This is a genomic window from Streptomyces sp. NPDC025806 (assembly GCF_055558275.1).
Genome location: NZ_JBVHMU010000011.1, coordinates 289,608 through 308,740, shown reverse-complemented (window position 1 = coordinate 308,740; position 19,133 = coordinate 289,608). Strand labels below are relative to the sequence as shown.

Genomic DNA, 19,133 nt, shown 5'->3' with positions numbered 1-19,133 from the left:
CAGGGGGGACCCTGTGGGAGAGTAGGACGCCGCCGAACTCCTTTTGATAAAGCCTCTGGCCCTGAGCATTCTGCTCGGGGCCAGAGGCTTTTTTGCGTTTGGGGGTGACCCGACGGCGAGGCCGGCCAGGGCCAAGGGTAAGGTCAGGGGGCATCGTTGGCTCGTTTCCCACAGGAGGCCCCCGGGTGGAGGTCCAGGAGACCCGTGTCCAGACGGACCGGGTGCTCACCATCCCGAACATCCTCAGCATGGCGCGTCTCGTCGGCGTACCCGTCTTCCTGTGGCTGATCCTCAGGCCGGAGTTCGGAGGCCCCAAGAGCGACGGCTGGGCGCTGCTGGTGCTCGCGCTGAGCGGTGTCAGCGACTATCTCGACGGCAAGCTCGCGCGGCGCTGGAACCAGATCAGCAGTCTCGGCCGGCTCCTCGATCCCGCCGCGGACCGGCTCTACATTCTGTCCACTCTCGTCGGTCTGACCTGGCGCGAGATTCTTCCGCTGTGGTTGACCGCCGTACTTTTGGCACGTGAACTGGTTCTGCTGGTGATGGTGGGGATCCTCCGCCGCCACGGCTATCCGCCGCCGCAGGTGAACTTCCTGGGCAAGGCGGCCACGTTCAACCTCATGTACGCCTTCCCGTTGCTGCTTCTGAGCGACGGAAGTGGCTGGATCCATGAACTCGCTGCTATTTTCGGATGGGCGTTCGCCGGATGGGGTACAACGCTGTACTGGTGGGCAGGGATCCTCTACATGGTTCAGGTCCGCCGACTTGTCAGGGCGGACTCCATGGCCGATTGAGCTCGTCGTTGAGCGTTGGCTGAGGCCGGATGGCCCGCGCCACCAGATCCGCGGGCCATTTACAGCGGGCGAAGTCGGCTAGACCGTCGTCTCTTCAAGGAGGACGCTTCCGACATGAAGGCCGTCGTGATGGCCGGAGGCGAAGGCACACGCCTCCGCCCGATGACCTCGAGCATGCCCAAGCCGCTCCTGCCTGTGGCGAACAGGCCGATCATGGAGCATGTGCTCCGGCTGCTCAAACGGCATGGGCTCACCGAAACCGTCGTCACCGTGCAGTTCCTGGCCTCGCTGGTCAGGAACTATTTCGGGGACGGCGAAGACCTCGGGATGGAGCTCACCTATGCCAACGAGGAGAAGCCGCTCGGTACTGCCGGCAGTGTGAAGAATGCCGAGGAAGCGCTGAAGGACGACGCTTTCGTCGTGATCTCCGGCGATGCTCTGACCGACTTCGACCTCACCGAGCTCATCGCATTCCACAAGGAAAAAGGTGCGCTCGTCACCGTCTGCCTGACCCGCGTGCCCAATCCGCTGGAATTCGGCATCACCATTGTCGACGAAGAGGGCAAGGTCGAGCGCTTTCTCGAGAAGCCGACCTGGGGCCAGGTCTTCTCGGACACCGTGAACACGGGCATCTATGTCATGGAGCCCGAAGTCTTCGACTACGTCCAGGCCGACGCTCCCGTGGACTGGTCCGGCGATGTCTTCCCGCAGCTGATGAAGGAAGGCAAGCCCATCTACGGCTATGTCGCAGAGGGCTACTGGGAGGACGTCGGTACCCACGAGAGCTATGTGAAGGCCCAGGCCGACGTGCTCGAGGGCAAGGTCGACGTCGAGCTCGACGGATTCGAGATCTCGCCGGGCGTCTGGGTCGCCGAAGGCGCCGAGGTCCATCCGGACGCCGTACTGCGCGGTCCGCTGTTCATCGGTGACTACGCCAAGGTCGAGGCCGGCGTCGAAATCCGCGAGCACACCGTCGTCGGATCGAACGTCGTCGTGAAGAGCGGCGCCTTCCTGCACAAGGCCGTCCTCCACGACAACGTCTACATCGGCGAGCAGAGCAATCTGCGCGGCTGCGTCGTCGGCAAGAACACCGACATCATGCGGGCCGCCCGCATCGAGGACGGTGCCGTCATCGGCGACGAGTGCCTGGTCGGCGAGGAATCGATCGTCCAGGGCAACGTACGTGTCTACCCGTTCAAGACGATCGAGGCCGGCGCCTTCGTCAACACCTCGGTCATCTGGGAGTCCCGCGGCCAGGCCCATCTGTTCGGGGCCCGGGGCGTCTCCGGGATCCTGAACGTGGAGATCACCCCCGAGCTCGCCGTCAGGCTCGCGGGGGCGTACGCCACGACCCTGAAGAAGGGCTCCACCGTCACGACCGCACGCGATCACTCACGTGGTGCCCGCGCGCTCAAGAGAGCCGTGATCTCGGCGCTGCAGACCAGTGCCATCGACGTACGGGACCTGGAGAACGTGCCGCTGCCGGTGGCGCGTCAGCAGACGGCGCGGGGGAGCGCCGGCGGCATCATGATCCGTACGACCCCTGGCGTCCCGGACTCCGTCGACATCATGTTCTTCGACGAGCGGGGCGCCGATCTGTCCCAGGCCAGTCAGCGCAAGCTCGACCGGGTGTACGCGCGGCAGGAGTACCGGCGGGCGTTCCCTGGGGAGATCGGGGACCTGCACTTCCCGTCCAGCGTGTTCGACTCGTACACCGGGTCGCTGCTGCGGAACCTCGACACCACGGGGATCGCGGACGCGGGGCTCAAGGTCGTCGTCGACGCGTCCAACGGCAGTGCGGGGCTCGTGCTGCCCAGTCTTCTCGGGCGGCTCGGTGTCGACTCGCTGACCATCAACCCGGGGCTCGACGAGTCCCGGCCCACCGAATCGGCGGACACCCGGCGCTCCGGGCTCGTGCGGCTCGGGGAGATCGTGGCGTCGGCGCGGGCCGCCTTCGGGGTGCGGTTCGACCCCGTGGGCGAGCGGCTGTCGCTCGTCGACGAGAAGGGACGGATCGTCGAGGACGACCGGGCCCTGCTCGTGATGCTGGATCTGGTGGCCGCCGAGCGGCGCAGCGGGCGGGTCGCGCTCCCGGTGACGACCACCCGGATCGCCGAGCAGGTCGCGGCGTACCACGGCACCCAGGTCGAGTGGACGACGACGTCGCCCGACGATCTGACCCGGGTCGGCCGGGAGGACGGCACGATCTTCGGTGGTGACGGGCGCGGCGGGTTCATCGTGCCCGAGTTCAGCAGTGTCTTCGACGGGGCCGCGGCGTTCGTGCGGCTCATCGGGCTGGTGGCCCGTACGCAGCTCACGCTGAGCCAGATCGACGCCCGGATCCCGCGGGCGCATGTGCTGAAGCGGGACCTGGCGACGCCGTGGGCGGTGAAGGGGCTCGTCATGCGCCGGGTCGTGGAGGCGGCCGGCGACCGGTCCGTGGACACGACGGACGGGGTGCGGGTCGTCGAGGCCGACGGGCGCTGGGTCATGGTGCTGCCCGACCGGGCCGAGGCCGTCACCCATCTGTGGGCCGAAGGGCCCGACGACGCCTCCGCCCAGCAGTTGCTCGACGAGTGGTCGGCGATCGTCGACAGCGCCGGGGGCTGACCCCCGTAGGACCGTCGCCGGGCGCCCCGTGCAGGGTGCCCGGCGGCGGTCGGTGGGGCCATTCGGAGGTAGTGGCCGCGACGTGCGACGATGTGCGGCATGCCGCAGCCGCCCCCCGTTCGGCGCACACCTCAGCGCCCCGCACGCCCCGACGCGTCCATGTCGCTGCTGAACAACGTGATGGACCACAGCCTGGACGACGGGTACGCGGAAGCCGCGGCCCGGAAGCGGGCCGAGGGACAGAGCGGCATGCCGAAGACGCTGCGGGCCAAGCTGGGGCTCGCGGCCGGGCTCGTCCTCGCCGCGCTGGTCGTGACGGTCGGGGCCGCGCAGGCGCGGGTGGCCGCGCCGGTCGTGGCCAAGGAGCGCGAGGAGCTCATCGACCGGATCAACCGGGAGACCGAGTCCGCCGACACTCTCGAGGGCCAGGTCGACTCGCTGCGTACGCACGTGGGCGACATGCAGCGCGAGGCCCTGAAGAAGCACGGCGGTGACAAGGGCGAGCTGATGGGCGTCCTGTCCGGCGCCCTCGCCGTGCACGGGCCCGGGGTCAGGCTCGTCGTCGACGACGCCAAGTCCGCGCAGACGGACGGCGGGAGCGGGCCGCGGGAGAGCGCCGGGTTCGCCGACACGGGCCGGGTGCGCGACCGGGACCTGCAGCGCGTGATCAACGGCCTGTGGCAGTCCGGTGCCGAGGCCGTCAGCATCAACGGGCAGCGCCTGACCGCGCTGTCCGCGATCAGGGCCGCGGGTGACGCGATACTGGTCGACAACAAGCCGCTGGTACCGCCGTACACGGTGCTCGCGGTGGGGGACGGGCAGCGGCTGAGCACGCGGTTCCAGGACAGCCCCGACGGGTTGTACCTGCATGCCCTGAAGGAGAACTTCGGGATCAGGACCAGCATTTCGGCGCAGGACGACCTCAGGCTCCCCGCCGCCCCCAGCGTGATCGTTCGTACAGCACAGCCGAGAGCAGAGCAGAAGGGCACATCGTGATCGCCGTACTGGGCCTCGTCGTGGGAGTCGTGGTCGGGCTGTTCGTCCGGCCCGAGGTTCCGGCGGTCGTCGAGCCTTACCTTCCCATCGCCGTGGTGGCCGCGCTCGACGCGGTGTTCGGTGGACTGCGCGCCATGCTGGACGGGATCTTCGACGACAAGGTGTTCGTCGTCTCGTTCCTGTCGAACGTCGTGGTTGCCGCGCTGATCGTCTTCCTCGGCGACAAGCTGGGCGTCGGCGCGCAGCTGTCGACCGGCGTCGTGGTCGTGCTCGGCATCCGCATCTTCTCCAACGCTGCCGCGATCCGGCGGCACGTCTTCCGGGCGTGAGGCCGATGAGCGACGCAGCAGACAACGACAACGACGGCGCCGGCGGCGAGGCGGAGGAGCGGGCGAACGCGAACCGGCTGCGCAAGGAGCTGCCGGCCGAGGTCGAGCCGACCGAGGGCGCGCATCAGCCGGAGGCCGAGGGGCCCGCGCCGCTGACCGGGCGCCGGAGGCTGGCGAAGAGCCTGTGGCCGCCGCGCGTGTCGCGCGCCCAACTGACGGTCGCGGTGCTGCTGTTCGTGCTGGGCCTCGGTCTGGCCATCCAGGTGCGGTCGAACAGCGACAACAGCGCCCTGCGCGGAGCACGCCAGGAAGATCTTGTGCGCATCCTCGATGAACTCGACGACCGGACTCAGCGTCTGGAGGATGAGAAGCAAGGTCTCGAGGACCAGCGGGCCGAGTTGGAGAACAGCTCGGACCAGGCCGAGGAGGCCCGCAAGCAGACCGTCGAGAAGGAACGTCAACTCGGCATTCTGGCGGGCACCGTGGCCGCGCAGGGCCCCGGGATCACCATGACCGTCACGGACACGAAGGGGGCCGTCGAGGCCGACATGCTGCTCGACGCGATCCAGGAGCTGCGGGCGGCGGGCGCCGAGGCGATCCAGGTCAACGACGTCCGCGTCGTGGCCAACACGTACCTGACGGACGGAACCGGAGGGAAGGGCGTGAGCGTGGACGGGCACAAGATCGCCCAGCCGTACGTTTTCAAGGTCATCGGCAAACCGCAGGACCTGGAACCGGCGCTCAACATCCCCGGAGGTGTCGTGCAGACGTTGGAGAAGGAGCAGGCCACAGTGGCTGTGAGCCGTTCGGAGAAGATCGTCGTGGACGCCTTGCGGCCGGCGCAGCGGCCTGACTACGCTCGGTCGTCCTCGCAGTGAGGCGGAGGTGCATGGTGGACGCCGTGCGAGGGCATGAGGTTGCGGGGGGTCGGCGCATCCCGGGAGGGATGCGTGGTGGAAACTGTTTTACGGATACGGACGTTGTGAGGATGTCCGTGTCGGAGCTGTACGCCGATGTGCGCAGTCAGGGTTCGTCCTGCCCCACGGGCGGGTCTGTTTCGGTCAAGGGGAATCGCCCGTGAAGTTGTTTGCGAAGTTGTTCGGCAAGAGCGCACGTGAGGACGCACGTCACCGTGCGCCGCGCCAAGGTGACGTGCCGGAGACGCAGGTGGGCGAGCGCCCCCTGTTCCGGGACGAGGTCGGCGGAGACAATTCGGGCGGACAGGGCGCGTCGTCTGTTGACCCTGCCGGTTCCGGCCGCATAGGTTTCGGGGAACCGTCAACCTCAGGTACGGGTGGAGGGTTCGGTTCCGCCCCGTACGCGTCCCCAACCCCCGCGGGGCAGCCGCGGCAGGAGGATCCGTCCATGTCGGCCCTGGTGTGTACGAGGTGCGGGAACAGGAACGGCGAGAACAGCCGGTTCTGCTCCAACTGCGGTGCGCCGCTGCGGGGCGGTGCGATGCCGGAAGGCCCGTCCGAGACGACGTCCACGATCTCCATCTCGGGGCTCGAGTCGTACGACCCGGAGGCCACCGGCCAGACGCAGCTGCCGGCCCTGTCGCCCGAGGCGCAGGCCGCGGTCGACGCGCTGCCGATGGGCTCGGCGCTCCTGGTGGTGCGGCGCGGTCCGAACTCGGGCAGCCGCTTCCTCCTGGACGGCGAGCTGACCACGGCGGGCCGTCACCCGCAGAGCGACATCTTCCTCGACGACGTGACTGTGTCGCGTCGCCACGTGGAGTTCCGTCGCCAGCAGGACGGCACGTTCAGCGTCGCCGACGTGGGCAGCCTGAACGGGACGTACGTGAACCGTGAGCGCATCGACTCCGTGACGCTGCACAACGGCGACGAGGTGCAGATCGGCAAGTACCGGCTGGTCTTCTACGCGAGCCAGCGAGGTATCTGACCCGTCAGCGAACCTTCAGGAAGGTCCATGCTTCACACACCGAGGGGCGGTGCCGCGGGCGGCACCGCCACCGTGGACAGCCGGCTGATGAGCATCGGCACCGTCCTGAACACGCTGCGCGAGGAATTTCCCGAGGTCACGATCTCCAAGATCAGGTTCCTGGAGTCCGAGGGCCTCATCGAGCCGCAGCGGACGCCGTCGGGCTATCGCAAGTTCAGCCCGGACGACGTCGAGCGGCTCGCCCACGTGCTGCGGATGCAGCGGGACCACTACCTGCCGCTGAAGGTCATCAAGGAGCAGCTCGACGGCCTGGAGCGGGGCGAGGCGCTGCCGGTTCCGGCGCCCGGCCGGCCCGGCGACCCGGCGGACGCCGGTGAGGACGGGCCGACCGCGGCCCGTATCGGCCGCCAGGAGCTGCTCGCGGCCGCCGGGATCGACGCGGCCGAGCTCGAGGAGTGGGAGTCCTACGGGCTCATCGCGCAGCTGCCCGACGGCGGATACGACGCCGGAGCCGTGGTGGTCGCGGAGCTCGTCGGCGAGCTGGGCCGTTTCGGCATCGAACCCCGGCATCTGCGGGTGATGCGGGCGGCAGCGGACCGCGAGGCCGGACTGGTCGACTCGGTCGTCGCCCCGCTGAAGGTGCACCGCAATCCGCAGACCCGGGCGCTGGCGCAGGCCCGCGCCAAGGAGCTCGCGGGGCTGACGGTGAAGCTCCACGCCGCACTCGTCCAGACTGCTCTGGGAGTGCGTCTGCCCTGATCGCAGGGGCGGTCCTCGGCCGTGCGCCCGGCATGCGGCGGATGCCCGACTACCCAAACCTGCCGGGCACGTCCTAGGGTTGCTGTGTGAACGAGCTCGACGTCGTAGGTGTCCGGGTCGAAATGCCCTCCAACCAACCGATCGTGCTCCTGCGTGAAGTGGGAGGCGACCGTTACCTCCCCATCTGGATCGGACCGGGGGAGGCGACGGCGATCGCCTTCGCCCAGCAGGGCATGGCTCCACCGCGTCCGCTGACGCACGACCTGTTCAAGGACGTGCTGGAGGCGGTCGGTCAGGAGCTCACGGAAGTGCGCATCACGGATCTGCGGGAGGGCGTCTTCTACGCGGAGCTGGTCTTCGCCAGCGGAGTCGAGGTCAGCGCCCGTCCTTCCGACGCCATAGCCCTCGCCCTGCGCACCGGGACGCCGATCTTCGGCAGCGACGGGGTCCTGGACGACGCGGGGATCGCGATCCCGGACGAGCAGGAGGACGAGGTGGAGAAGTTCCGCGAGTTCCTCGACCAGATCTCGCCCGAGGACTTCGGGACCAACAGCCAGTAGACGGCCGGGCGCGGGACGCGTCGCGGCGGGCGCCTCGGCACATTCGGCTAGCCTTTCCCCGCGGTGGGTCACGGGAAACCACTCTTAGGGTGATTATCACTCGGCGTGGCGAGTGTGGCGTTCGTTGACGCACCCCCTGTGACTGCCTACCGTCGACACGGCAGGTCAATGAGGAGGTCGGCGTGAGAAGCAGCGGCGACGGTACGGCGACGGGCGGTCCGTACCTGTTTCACGGCAGCGCGGCCGATCACACTCCGCAGCGCCCGCAGGCGGTTTCTGCGGTGGCGGGGGCGAGCGGCGACGAGAGCGCCGAACAGGTCGGATACCGGGGACCGACCGCGTGTGCGGCGGCCGGCATCACGTACCGCCAATTGGACTACTGGGCCAGGACCGGTCTCGTCGAGCCCAGTGTGCGGCCCGCGTACGGATCGGGCACCCAGCGGCTCTACAGCTTCCGGGACGTGGTCGTCCTCAAGGTCGTCAAGCGATTCCTGGACACCGGTGTCTCGTTGCAGAACATCCGGACCGCCGTGCAGCACCTGCGCGAGCAGGGCTTCCGCGACCTCGAGCGCATGACGCTCATGAGCGACGGCGCGACGGTGTACGAGTGCACCTCGCCGGCCGAGGTGCACGATCTGCTCCAGGGCGGTCAGGGCATCTTCGGGATCGCCGTCGGTGTCGTGTGGCGGGACGTCGAGAGCGCCCTGTCGCAGCTGCACGGGGAGCGGGTGGACACCGGCGAGACCCTGCTCGGGAACAATCCCTCCGACGAGCTCGCGAGGCGGCGCAACCGGGCGGTGTGAGCCGCACGGGCCCGTTGTCAGTGGCGTAGGGCAGCATCGGAGCTGTGAGAACCGCGCCGACGATCCTGCATCTCGACATGGACGCCTTCTACGCCTCGGCGGAGCAGGCGGCCAAGCCGAGCCTGCGTGGGAAGGCGGTCGTCGTGGGCGGCGTCGGGCCGCGCGGCGTCGTCGCGACGGCGTCCTACGAGGCACGCAGGTTCGGTGTCCATTCGGCGATGCCGACCGGGCAGGCGCGGCGGCTCGCGCCGAACGCGGCCTTCCTGGTGCCGCGCTTCCATCTGTACCGGGAGATCAGCGAGCAGGTGATGGCCCTCCTGCGCGCTCTGTCTCCCCTGGTGGAGCCCCTGAGCCTCGACGAGGCGTTCGTCGATCTGGAGGCCGGTGAGGTGGCCTGGGACGCCGCCTCCGCGGAGGCAGTGGGGCTGCGGCTGCGCGCGGACATCAGACGCGTGACCGGGCTGACCGGCTCGGTGGGTCTCGCGGCGTCGAAGATGCTCGCCAAGATCGCGTCGGAGGAGGCGAAGCCGAACGGGCTCGTGCTGATCCCGCCGGGTACCGAGCGCGATCTGCTCGGCCCGCGCTCGGTCCGCATCCTGCCCGGCGTCGGCCCGGCGACCGGCGACCATCTGCGACGGGCCGGCATCCTCACCGTGGCGGAGATCGCCGAGGCGGGGGAGGACGAGCTGGTGCGGCTCCTCGGCAAGTCGCACGGGGCGCATCTGTACGCGATGGCGCTGGCCCACGACGACCGGCCCGTCGTCGCTGAACGCGACTCCAAGTCGGTGTCGGTCGAGGACACCTACGACGTCGACATCCACGACCGGGTGCGGGTGCGGATGGAGGTGCGGCGGCTCGCGGAGCGGTGTGTGGAGCGGCTGCGGGGGGCCGGGCGGTCGGGACGGACCGTGGTCCTGAAGGTGCGGCGCTACGACTTCTCGACGCTGACCCGGTCGGAGACGCTGCGCGGGCCGACGGACGATCCGGCCGTGGTGCGGGAGGCCGCGGCCCGGCTCCTGGAGGCCGTGGACACGACCGGGGGCGTACGGCTGCTCGGGGTCGGGGTGAGCGGGCTCGCGGACTACACGCAGGAGGATCTCTTCGCGCAGGCCGAGCATGCCGCGGAAGAGGCGGAGGGCGTGGGGGCCGCTGAAGGTGCCGGGGCGGGCGAGAGTACGGGGCTTGCGGTCGGCTCGGAGGCCGCCGCCGGCTCCGGGGACATCGGCTCCGGCTCCCTGGGCGCCGTGGGTGCGGGCGCCCACGCGGTCGGGGGCGAAGCGGAGGGCCCGGTCGAGCCGGCGCCCCGGCGATGGTTGCCGGGGCACGACGTGCGGCATGCGGAGTTCGGGCCCGGGTGGGTGCAGGGGAGCGGGCTCGGGCGGGTCACCGTGCGGTTCGAGACGCCGTACTCGAGGGTGCCGGGGCGGGTGCGGACGTTCCTCGTCGACGATCCGGAGCTGGAGGTGGGGGAGCCGCTGCCGCTCGTCGAGCCGTTGAAGGAGGAGTCGGCGAAGCCGGGGTAGGCGGCGCCCGTACGTCCCGGGCCTCTAGGCGGGGTCCTCGTCCGGGCCCGCGAGGCGGCCGAAGTCCACGTCCGGGGGCTGCGGGGCCATGATGTCGAGGCCGTAGTGGTGGTAGAGCTGCAGTTCCTGTTCGGGGGAGAGGTGGCGGCCCACGCCGAAGTCGGGGGCGTCCTTGATCAGGGAGCGTTCGAAGGGGACGCGCAGCGTGCCCTCCACCAGCTCGCTGGGCTCCAGGGGGACGAAGGCGTCGCGGCTGAAGAGCCCCGTCCGTATCGCCGCCCATTCCGGAACGCCGGTCGCGTCGTCGAGGTAGACCTCGTCGATGGTGCCGATCTTGGTTCCGCGGCGGTCGAACGCCTTGCGGCCGATCAGGTTGCGCGGATCGACATCGGTCTGCACGGTCCCTCCAGCTGGTCGCAACTCGTTGTTATCCCCTACGAAAGAGCAGTTTGGTGATGACGGCCACTCGAGGGATCCGGCCAGGTCCGCGCTGGTAGGCTGGCAAGCGGCTGCTGACCCCGCGCGGGAGAGTCCTCCGACCCCGTCGGAGGCGCCGAAGGAGCAAATCCTCCCCGGAATCTCTCAGGCTCACGTACCGCACGGGTGAGGTCACTCTGGAAAGCAGGGCGGGGTGCACGGTGTCCGCTCTCACCGACGGTGAAAGCCGGCATGTCCGCGATCGCGAGATCTTCCGGACCGGCCGGTGAAGCTCTCAGGTCGAGATGACAGAGGGGGAGGCCGACCGGGTACCCGCGCCGTGGTGCCCCTCGCAGGTCGCATCGACCAGGAGGCCTCCGCAATGACCGCCAACCGTATCCCGCTCTCCCAGCTGGAGCAGGGGATCCCCTTCGAGCAGCGCCACATCGGCCCCGATGACGCCGCCCAGGCCAAGATGCTGGCGCAGGTCGGCTACGGCTCGCTCGACGAGCTGACGGCCGCCGCGGTGCCGGACGTCATCAAGAGCGCCGAGGCGCTGGACCTGCCGGGCGCCCGCACCGAGGCCGAGGTGCTCGACGAGCTCCGCTCCCTCGCGGACCGCAACCAGGTCCTCGGCTCGATGATCGGCCTCGGCTACTACGGCACCTTCACCCCGCCGGTCATCCTGCGCAACGTGATGGAGAACCCGTCCTGGTACACGGCCTACACGCCGTACCAGCCGGAGATCTCGCAGGGCCGCCTCGAGGCCCTCCTCAACTTCCAGACCATGGTCGCCGAGCTGACCGGTCTGCCCACCTCCGGCGCCTCGCTGCTCGACGAGGGCACCGCGGCCGCCGAGGCCATGGCCCTGTCGCGGCGCATCGGCAAGGTCAAGAACGGCGTGTTCCTCGTCGACGCCGACACGCTGCCGCAGACCGTCGCCGTGATCGAGACCCGCGCCGAGCCGACCGGCGTCGAGGTCGTCGTCGCCGACCTGAGCGACGGCATCCCCGCCGAGATCGCCGAGCGCGGTGTCGTCGGCGTGCTCCTGCAGTACCCGGGCGCCTCCGGTGCCGTGCGCGACATCAAGCCGGTCATCGACCAGGCGCACGAGATCGGCGCGATCGTCACCGTCGCCGCCGACCTGCTCGCCCTGACCCTGCTGACCTCGCCCGGCGAGCTCGGCGCGGACATCGCCGTCGGCACCACCCAGCGCTTCGGCGTCCCGATGGGCTTCGGCGGCCCGCACGCCGGCTACATGGCCGTCCAGGACAAGCACGCCCGCTCCCTGCCGGGCCGCCTCGTGGGCGTCTCCGTCGACGCCGACGGCAACAAGGCGTACCGCCTGGCCCTGCAGACCCGCGAGCAGCACATCCGCCGCGAGAAGGCCACCAGCAACATCTGTACCGCCCAGGTGCTGCTCGCCGTCATGGCCGGCATGTACGCCGTCTACCACGGCCCCCAGGGCCTGAGGACGATCGCGCGGCGCACGCACCGCTACGCGACCCTGCTCGCCGCCGGTCTCACCGCGGGCGGCGTCGAGCTCGTGCACGGCGCGTACTTCGACACCCTGACCGCGCGTGTCCCCGGCAAGGCCGACGCCATCGTGACCGCCGCCCGCGAGGCCGGGGTCAACCTGCACCTGGTCGACGCCGACCACGTCTCCCTCGCCTGCGACGAGACGACGACGCGCGCGCAGCTGGGCGTCGTGTGGGCCGCCTTCGGCGTGGACGCCGACATCGAGGCGCTGGACGCCGCGACGGCGGACACCCTGCCTGCCGGCCTGCTGCGCTCGGACGACTACCTGGCCCACCCGGTCTTCCACCAGTACCGCTCCGAGACCGCGATGCTGCGCTACCTGCGCAAGCTGTCCGACCGCGACTACGCGCTGGACCGCGGCATGATCCCGCTGGGCTCCTGCACGATGAAGCTCAACGCGACGACGGAGATGGAGCCGGTCACCTGGCCCGAGTTCGGGCAGCTGCACCCCTTCGTCCCCGCCGAGCAGGCGCAGGGCTACCTCACCCTCATCCGTGAGCTGGAGGAGCGCCTCGCCGAGGTCACCGGCTACGACAAGGTCTCCCTGCAGCCGAACGCCGGCTCCCAGGGTGAGCTCGCGGGTCTCCTCGCGGTCCGCGGCTACCACCGGGCCAACGGCGACGAGCAGCGCACGGTCTGCCTCATCCCGTCCTCCGCGCACGGCACGAACGCCGCCTCCGCGGTCATGGCCGGCATGAAGGTCGTCGTCGTCAAGACCGCCGACGACGGTGAGGTCGACGTCGAGGACCTGCGCGCCAAGATCGCGCAGCACGCCGACGAGCTGGCCGTGCTCATGATCACGTACCCGTCGACGCACGGCGTGTTCGAGGAGCACGTCGCCGACATCTGCGCGGCCGTGCACGACGCCGGCGGCCAGGTGTACGTCGACGGTGCGAACCTGAACGCGCTGGTGGGTCTCGCCAAGCCGGGTCACTTCGGCGGCGACGTCTCGCACCTCAACCTGCACAAGACGTTCTGCATCCCGCACGGCGGCGGCGGTCCGGGCGTCGGCCCGGTCGGTGTGCGCGCGCACCTCGCCCCGTACCTGCCCAACCACCCGCTCCAGCCGGCCGCCGGTCCCGAGACGGGCGTCGGTCCGATCTCGGCCGCTCCGTGGGGCTCCGCGGGCATCCTGCCGATCTCGTGGGCGTACGTGCGGCTCATGGGCGGCGAGGGGCTCAAGCGCGCGACGCAGGTCGCCGTGCTCTCCGCGAACTACATCGCCAAGCGGCTCGAGCCGCATTTCCCGGTGCTCTACACCGGGCCGGGCGGGCTCGTCGCGCACGAGTGCATCATCGACCTGCGCCCGCTGAGCAAGTCGACCGGTGTCAGCGTCGACGACATCTCCAAGCGGCTCATCGACTACGGGTTCCACGCGCCGACCATGTCGTTCCCGGTGGCGGGCACCCTGATGATCGAGCCGACCGAGAGCGAGGACCTCGGCGAGCTGGACCGGTTCTGCGACGCGATGATCGCCATCCGCGGGGAGATCGAGAAGGTCGCCGCCGGTGAGTGGCCGGCCGACGACAACCCGCTGCGGAACGCTCCGCACACCGCCGGGATGCTCGGTGGGGAGTGGGCGCACGCGTACAGCCGGGAAGAGGGTGTCTTCCCGGCCGGGGTCGAGGCTTCGGACAAGTACTGGCCGCCGGTCCGGCGGATCGACCAGGCCTTCGGTGACCGGAACCTGGTGTGCTCCTGCCCGCCTCTGGACGCCTACGAGGCGTAGTGGCGGAGAGGTGCTGCGCGGCCGGCCGCTTCGTGGTGGCCGGTCGCGCGGTGCCTCGCGCCCCTTTCGGGGCTAGGCCGCCTTCACCACCGGGCTCAGTGGGCGGTGGGGGGCGATGATGGTGCCGTTGGGCAGCAGTTCGCCGGTGTCCTCGAAGAGGAGGACCCCGTTGCACAGGAGGCTCCAGCCCTGCTCAGGGTGGTGGGCCACAGGGTGTGCGGCTTCCCTGTCGGCGGAGTCTGCTGACGGGCACGGTGGCTGGTGCTGGCACATGGAAGGGATCTTTCGCTGCGAAGTGATCTCGATGACGGTGGCGCTGTCCGTGCTGCTGGTGCTGCGGCTCGAAGGCTTGTTCATGGCCGCCCCCCGTTTTCAGTCGGTCCGGAACCCAGTGTTGCCCTGCGGGCGTCGATCCGCAGGTATTTCGTAGCAGCGGTCCTCACTGGAAGAGGACGCATCACCCGTGCGGGCGGTTCAGGCCGACAGCACTGTCACTTCGGATGGTTCGGGGTGGCCTGACCGGGCTAGTCCGCTCAGGCCACCCGGGCGGGCAGCCGGGTTCAGGCGACGATCGCCGCCGGGGTCAGCCGATGCGTGAGCACCGGGAGCAGCTCGGCGACGCGGTGCGGCCGGTGGGCGGCGATGCCCGGCGGGGCGGGCGCCAGCGGCACCAGGATGTCGTCCGCCGCCGGATGCCCCGTAGCGGGATCGGCGGCCGGGTCGCCGTGCAGCCACAGGGTGAGCATGTAGAGCTCCGGCACCGACAGCAGGCGGGCCTGGTGGCGCGGGGCGAGGGCCTCGGCCTGCCGCAGGGCGATCTCGGTGGCCGTGACGTACGGGCCCTCGAAGAAGTGCGAGAACGCCCAGCCGTCCGCGGTGAGCCGGGTGTCGGCGGCGGCCACCGCGCGCTCGCCGCACCGGATCAGGAAACGCCAGCCGGTGAGCCGGGTGCGCGAGGGCCCGGTCGCCTCCGTGACGTGGTCCAGGACGTGGACCGGCAGCGGGAGTTCGGGGCGTACGGGACCCTGGGCGGCGCGCAGGGACGGGGTGCGGGCCTCGCGGACGGCGGTGGGGGAACCGAGGGCCGCGAGGACGGTGCGCAGGGCCGGCGCGGGAGCCGGGGAGACGTGCAGGGGCATGATGGGTCGCCTCTCATTCGACAGGCACGTGCTTCGAGGGCGGTGCAGGACGAGCGGACGGCGCTGTCAGCTGCGCGGTGCACAAGGGGTGGGCGGGGCAGAGCGGGCGGGGGCCGGTGCCGCAGGCGCCGCGTCTCTGTCTCGTCCGCGGAGTTTATACGACGCGTGTTCGGACAGGGTTTCCTCTAGCACGCACCGGAGTTTCCGCAAGATGTCATTCGGCCGCGCTCCCCGAGGTGAAACACGGATTTTCTCCCGATTTTCCCGCCACCGTTCATCCGTCGTATCCGTGTGACCTCGGATTTCGCCGGGCGGTCGGTCGGCCCATTCCTGTCGGTGTTTATCACCGGGGCTCCCGGATGACCCATCATCGATCGGTCGCATGCCCGCGGAATGTGCCGGAGAGTGGTCGTGGAGAGCCTACTGCCCCGGCGGTCCGCGTGGGGCGTTGTCGATCACATCGCTGGGCATCATCCCCCGAGACACGCGGCCGGTACGCCGGGCTGTCGACGCGAGGAGGGACGCTTCCATGGGGGAGAAGGTCGTTGCGGGCGCGGTCGATCCGACCGACCGGCTGCGGTACCGCGAGAAGCTCAAGGAGTGTCTGGCGGGGCTCGGGCGGCTGCTGGACGAGAAGCGCTTCGACCGGCCCAGGAATCTCATGGGACTGGAGATCGAGCTGAATCTCGTGGGTTCCGACGGGCTGCCGAGAATGATGAATGCGGAAGTTCTCAAGAGGATCGCGAGTCGTGATTTCCAGACCGAACTCGCGATGTTCAATCTCGAAGTGAACATCGCCCCGCATCCGTTGGGCGGGCGTGTTCTCGACCAGCTCGCGGAAGAACTGCGCACGGGGCTCGGCTATGCGCACCGCAAGGCCAACGAGGTCGACGCCGGCATCGTGATGATCGGCATTCTGCCGACGCTCGCCGCGGACGACCTCGTCTCCGCGAACCTGTCCGACGTGGACCGGTACACGCTGCTCAACGACCAGATCCTCGCCGCGCGCGGCGAGGACTTCGCGCTCGACATCGAGGGCGTCGAGCGGCTGACCTGCACCTCGTCCTCCATCGCGCCGGAGGCGGCCTGCACGTCGGTGCAGCTGCACCTCCAGGTCACGCCGGGCCGCTTCGCCGCCGTGTGGAACGCGGCGCAGGCCGTCGCCTCCGTACAGATCGCGCTCGGCGCCAACGCGCCCTTCCTGTTCGGGCGCGAGCTGTGGCGGGAGTCGCGGCCCCCGCTCTTCCAGCAGTCCACCGACACCCGCCCGCCCGAACTGAAGGCCCAGGGCGTGCGGCCGCGCACCTGGTTCGGCGAGCGGTGGATCGAGTCGGCGCACGACCTCTTCGAGGAGAACCTGCGGTACTTCCCGCCCCTGCTGCCGATCCTCGACGAGGAGCGGCCCCTGGACGTCCTCGACCGGGGCGGTGTGCCGAACCTCGCCGAACTCGTGCTGCACAACGGCACCGTGTACCGCTGGAACCGGCCCGTGTACGGCGTCGTCGACGGCGTCCCGCATCTGCGCGTGGAGAACCGGGTGCTGCCCGCGGGCCCCACGGTCACCGACGTCATCGCCAACGTCGCCTTCTACTACGGCGTCGTACGGGCGCTCGCCGAGGACGCGCGGCCCGTGTGGTCGCGGCTCTCCTTCGACGCGGCGGCCCGCAACTTCGACGCGGCCTGCCGGTACGGGATCGAGGCGCGCCTGGAGTGGCCGCGCCGGGGCCGGTTCGGCGGCACCGAGCGGATCGAGGCCGTCACGCTCGTCCAGGAGGAGCTGCTGCCGCTCGCGGCGGCCGGGCTCGACGCCTGGGGCGTCGAACCCGCCGACCGGGACCGCTATCTCGGCGTCATCGAACAGCGCTGCGCCCTGCGCATGAACGGCGCCGAGTGGCAGGCCGCGACGTACCACAAGGCGCGCGAGAGCGGGCTCGGGCGGGACGATGCGCTCGCCGCGACGACCCGCAGGTACTGCGAGCTGATGCACCGGGGCGAGCCGGTGCACACCTGGCCCGTCGGGCTGCCGGAGCCCGCGGTGACGCTCGGCTGACGGCGGGGCGAGCGGACGGGCGGGCGCCGGGACGGCGACGGAACCGGTCAGTTGGTCCTGGCGCCGGCCTTGATGATCGCGTTCAGGATGACCTCCTGGATGTCGGCCGGGTCGTTGACCAGGTGCCCGGAGCCGCCGGTGGCCGCGGCGATCTGTTCGATCTCGTCCTTGTCCGTGTCCGGGCCGACGGCGATCGCGATCAGGGGGACGGGGTGCTCCGGGTCCGAGAGCTCCTCGAGGCGGCTGATCAGGGTGCTGCGCGAGATCGACCCGGGGTCCTCGTTCTTGCCGTCGGTGACCACGACCAACGCGTTGAACTTCCCGTTCTTGTACCCGGAGGTCGCCTCCTGGTAGGCGGCCAGCGTCGTGTCGTAGAGGCCGGTGGCGCCGTCGGGCACCGGCTGCAGCGAGGTGAACGCCGCGTTCAGCCGGTCGAGTTGGGTGCCCGCGCCCTTGCGGTCGCCGAGGCGTTCGGTCGGCACCAGCCGCTTGTAGTCGCGGTTGCCGTCCAGGTGCGTGGAGAACTCCCACAGACCGATCTCGTCCTCGGGCGTGAACGTCCGCAGCGCGGCCAGCATGGACGCCTTGGTGACCTCCATCCGGGACTGGCCCCGGTTCGGCACCAGGTTGCCCATGGAGCCGGAGGCGTCGACGACCGTGGTGATGCGCGCGCTCTGCACGGTGATCGTCCACATGCCGAGGGTCTGCTCGACCTGCTCGTCGGTGGCCGGATCCGCGCTGGGTTCCGCGTACGGCTGCGGGGAGCGGCCGCCGGCCTGCGCCGCGACTGTCTCGGGCGAGCTGGTGTCCTCGGTGCGGAAGCCGTGCTTCTCCATGATCGAACGGCCGTCCGGCGCCGACAGCAGCGTCATGAAGCGCAGGGCGGCCCGGCTCTCGTCGGTGGTCAGCGCGGACTCGTCGACCAGCGAGAAGGGGTAGTCCAGGGCGGGGGAGCCGTCCTTGGGGTAGAAGAGGTCGAGGGCGCCGTCGTCGCCCACCTCCGCGTTGTGCGTGAACGCGGCCTGCTCGGACACGATCAGTGCCTCGTTGCGGCGCGGATTGCCGGCCTCGGTGCCGGAGGAGTCGCGGGCCACCGTGTCCATCAGCTGGCCGTCGTTGTCCGACGTGCGCTGGGAGAGGACCTTTGCCATGGCGGCGGCCTCGGTGCCGTCGCCGTCGCCCGACTTCTGCGCCGCGGCGGACAGCTTGGTCAGGGCGAGCAGGCCCGTCGCGCTGCGGGCCGGGTCGGCGGCGCCCAGGCGCACCGTGTCGCCCTCCATGGCGGCACCGGTCAGCTCGGTCCACGAGTACGTCTTGTTCGGCCAGCCGAAGGACTTCGCGGCGGAGGGGACCATGCCCACGCCGATCGGCGACGACGCGAAGTTGCCCGCCGCCGTGACCGGGACCGCCTTGGAGTTCTGCGTGACGCGCTTGATCCACAGGCTCGAGTCCGGCACCCACACCTGGAAGTCGGCCCGGTCGCTCCGGCGGCGCAGCGTCTCCGCGACCTTGTACGACTCGCTCGCGGTGACCGTGATGTCGAGGCAGTTGCCGTCCGAGGTGACCTTCTGCTCGTGCACGCGATCGGCCGCGTCGCGCAGCGCGGGGGCGACATCGGGCGAGGCCATGATGCCGAGGCTCACGGACCCGGCGCACCCGTCGCCGATGCCGAGCAGATCGCTGCGGATCGCCAGGGCCGTGCCTGCCGCCACGACGAGGACGAGGGCCGTCGCGATGGCCACCGTTCGACCGCGGGACCGCGGTCGGGGGTCGGCCGTGGCCGACCCGTACCCGTCGGGCATGCTGCTGTGACGTCCCATGGCGGTGGTGCCCCTCCCTGAGCCATAAAGGCAGTTGCGATATAAGCGGTGATACGAGGGAGGGCAGGGGTGCGCCCGTCTGCGGCGCTCCGCCCCCCTCGGCCTGTCGCGCGCGATCTTCGTACCTGCATTCGAGACCCTAGCGGTGCGGCGTGAGGGATGA

Annotated in this window: 16 protein-coding genes and 1 riboswitch; of the genes, 12 read left to right on the top strand and 4 right to left on the bottom strand. The window is 70.2% G+C overall.

The window, feature by feature from the left end:
* Positions 1-185 precede the first annotated feature (185 nt).
* The 10 genes from ACZ4E1_RS26005 to ACZ4E1_RS25960 all read left to right on the top strand — a co-directional run bounded on the left by ACZ4E1_RS26005 (position 186) and on the right by ACZ4E1_RS25960 (position 10,276).
* Entirely contained in the window at positions 186-794 is a 609-nt protein-coding gene (locus ACZ4E1_RS26005) for a CDP-alcohol phosphatidyltransferase family protein (RefSeq protein WP_467543241.1), read from the top strand.
* Between the two features lie 114 nt (positions 795-908).
* Positions 909-3,404: a sugar phosphate nucleotidyltransferase gene (locus ACZ4E1_RS26000; protein WP_467543239.1), complete on the top strand. Its 2,496-nt coding sequence runs from the start codon at positions 909-911 to the stop codon at positions 3,402-3,404.
* A gap of 90 nt (positions 3,405-3,494) precedes the next feature.
* Positions 3,495-4,400: a DUF881 domain-containing protein gene (locus tag ACZ4E1_RS25995; protein ID WP_467543237.1), complete on the top strand. Its 906-nt coding sequence runs from the start codon at positions 3,495-3,497 to the stop codon at positions 4,398-4,400.
* On the top strand, positions 4,397-4,729 hold the full coding sequence (locus ACZ4E1_RS25990) for a small basic family protein (RefSeq protein WP_008749169.1): 333 nt from the start codon (positions 4,397-4,399) through the stop codon (positions 4,727-4,729). The genes ACZ4E1_RS25995 and ACZ4E1_RS25990 overlap by 4 nt, the downstream gene beginning before the upstream one ends.
* Before the next feature lie 5 nt (positions 4,730-4,734).
* Positions 4,735-5,607, top strand: a complete 873-nt coding sequence (locus ACZ4E1_RS25985) for a DUF881 domain-containing protein (protein WP_467543233.1) — start codon at positions 4,735-4,737, stop codon at positions 5,605-5,607.
* Positions 5,608-5,689: 82 nt separating this feature from the next.
* Positions 5,690-6,631 (top strand): FHA domain-containing protein, encoded by a 942-nt coding sequence (locus tag ACZ4E1_RS25980; RefSeq protein ID WP_467543265.1) that lies wholly within the window; start codon positions 5,690-5,692, stop codon positions 6,629-6,631.
* 27 nt (positions 6,632-6,658) lie between these two features.
* Positions 6,659-7,390, top strand: coding sequence for a transcriptional regulator FtsR (gene ftsR, locus ACZ4E1_RS25975; protein WP_467543230.1), 732 nt, complete (start codon positions 6,659-6,661; stop codon positions 7,388-7,390).
* Between the two features lie 86 nt (positions 7,391-7,476).
* Positions 7,477-7,950 (top strand): bifunctional nuclease family protein, encoded by a 474-nt coding sequence (locus ACZ4E1_RS25970; RefSeq protein ID WP_161300298.1) that lies wholly within the window; start codon positions 7,477-7,479, stop codon positions 7,948-7,950.
* A gap of 182 nt (positions 7,951-8,132) precedes the next feature.
* Complete coding sequence (locus ACZ4E1_RS25965; protein WP_467543226.1) at positions 8,133-8,753, top strand: MerR family transcriptional regulator; 621 nt, start codon at positions 8,133-8,135, stop codon at positions 8,751-8,753.
* A gap of 44 nt (positions 8,754-8,797) precedes the next feature.
* Positions 8,798-10,276 (top strand): DNA polymerase IV, encoded by a 1,479-nt coding sequence (locus ACZ4E1_RS25960; RefSeq protein WP_467543224.1) that lies wholly within the window; start codon positions 8,798-8,800, stop codon positions 10,274-10,276.
* 24 nt (positions 10,277-10,300) lie between these two features.
* Here ACZ4E1_RS25960 and ACZ4E1_RS25955 read toward each other — a convergent pair whose 3' ends face one another.
* Positions 10,301-10,675: a PRC-barrel domain-containing protein gene (locus ACZ4E1_RS25955; protein ID WP_467543221.1), complete on the bottom strand. Its 375-nt coding sequence runs from the start codon at positions 10,673-10,675 to the stop codon at positions 10,301-10,303.
* A 114-nt stretch (positions 10,676-10,789) separates the two neighbouring features.
* Positions 10,790-10,884, top strand: a riboswitch (glycine riboswitch).
* A 191-nt stretch (positions 10,885-11,075) separates the two neighbouring features.
* Between ACZ4E1_RS25955 and gcvP the strand changes: the two genes are divergently transcribed.
* Positions 11,076-13,961, top strand: coding sequence for an aminomethyl-transferring glycine dehydrogenase (gene gcvP / locus ACZ4E1_RS25950; protein WP_467543218.1), 2,886 nt, complete (start codon positions 11,076-11,078; stop codon positions 13,959-13,961).
* 72 nt (positions 13,962-14,033) lie between these two features.
* Here the strand turns inward: gcvP and ACZ4E1_RS25945 are convergent, their stop codons facing one another.
* Together ACZ4E1_RS25945 and ACZ4E1_RS25940 are read right to left on the bottom strand one after the other, a co-directional pair.
* Positions 14,034-14,234: a DUF5999 family protein gene (locus ACZ4E1_RS25945; RefSeq protein ID WP_188341678.1), complete on the bottom strand. Its 201-nt coding sequence runs from the start codon at positions 14,232-14,234 to the stop codon at positions 14,034-14,036.
* Positions 14,235-14,521: 287 nt separating this feature from the next.
* A complete protein-coding gene (locus tag ACZ4E1_RS25940; RefSeq protein ID WP_467543215.1) occupies positions 14,522-15,100 on the bottom strand; it encodes a hypothetical protein in 579 nt (192 codons plus the stop codon).
* A 529-nt stretch (positions 15,101-15,629) separates the two neighbouring features.
* On the opposite strand from ACZ4E1_RS25940, the gene ACZ4E1_RS25935 reads away from it, so the two are divergent.
* Entirely contained in the window at positions 15,630-17,150 is a 1,521-nt protein-coding gene (locus ACZ4E1_RS25935; RefSeq protein ID WP_467543212.1) for a glutamate-cysteine ligase family protein, read from the top strand.
* A gap of 47 nt (positions 17,151-17,197) precedes the next feature.
* Here ACZ4E1_RS25935 and ACZ4E1_RS25930 read toward each other — a convergent pair whose 3' ends face one another.
* A complete protein-coding gene (locus ACZ4E1_RS25930; protein WP_467543209.1) occupies positions 17,198-18,970 on the bottom strand; it encodes a substrate-binding and VWA domain-containing protein in 1,773 nt (590 codons plus the stop codon).
* Positions 18,971-19,133: the final 163 nt, after the last annotated feature.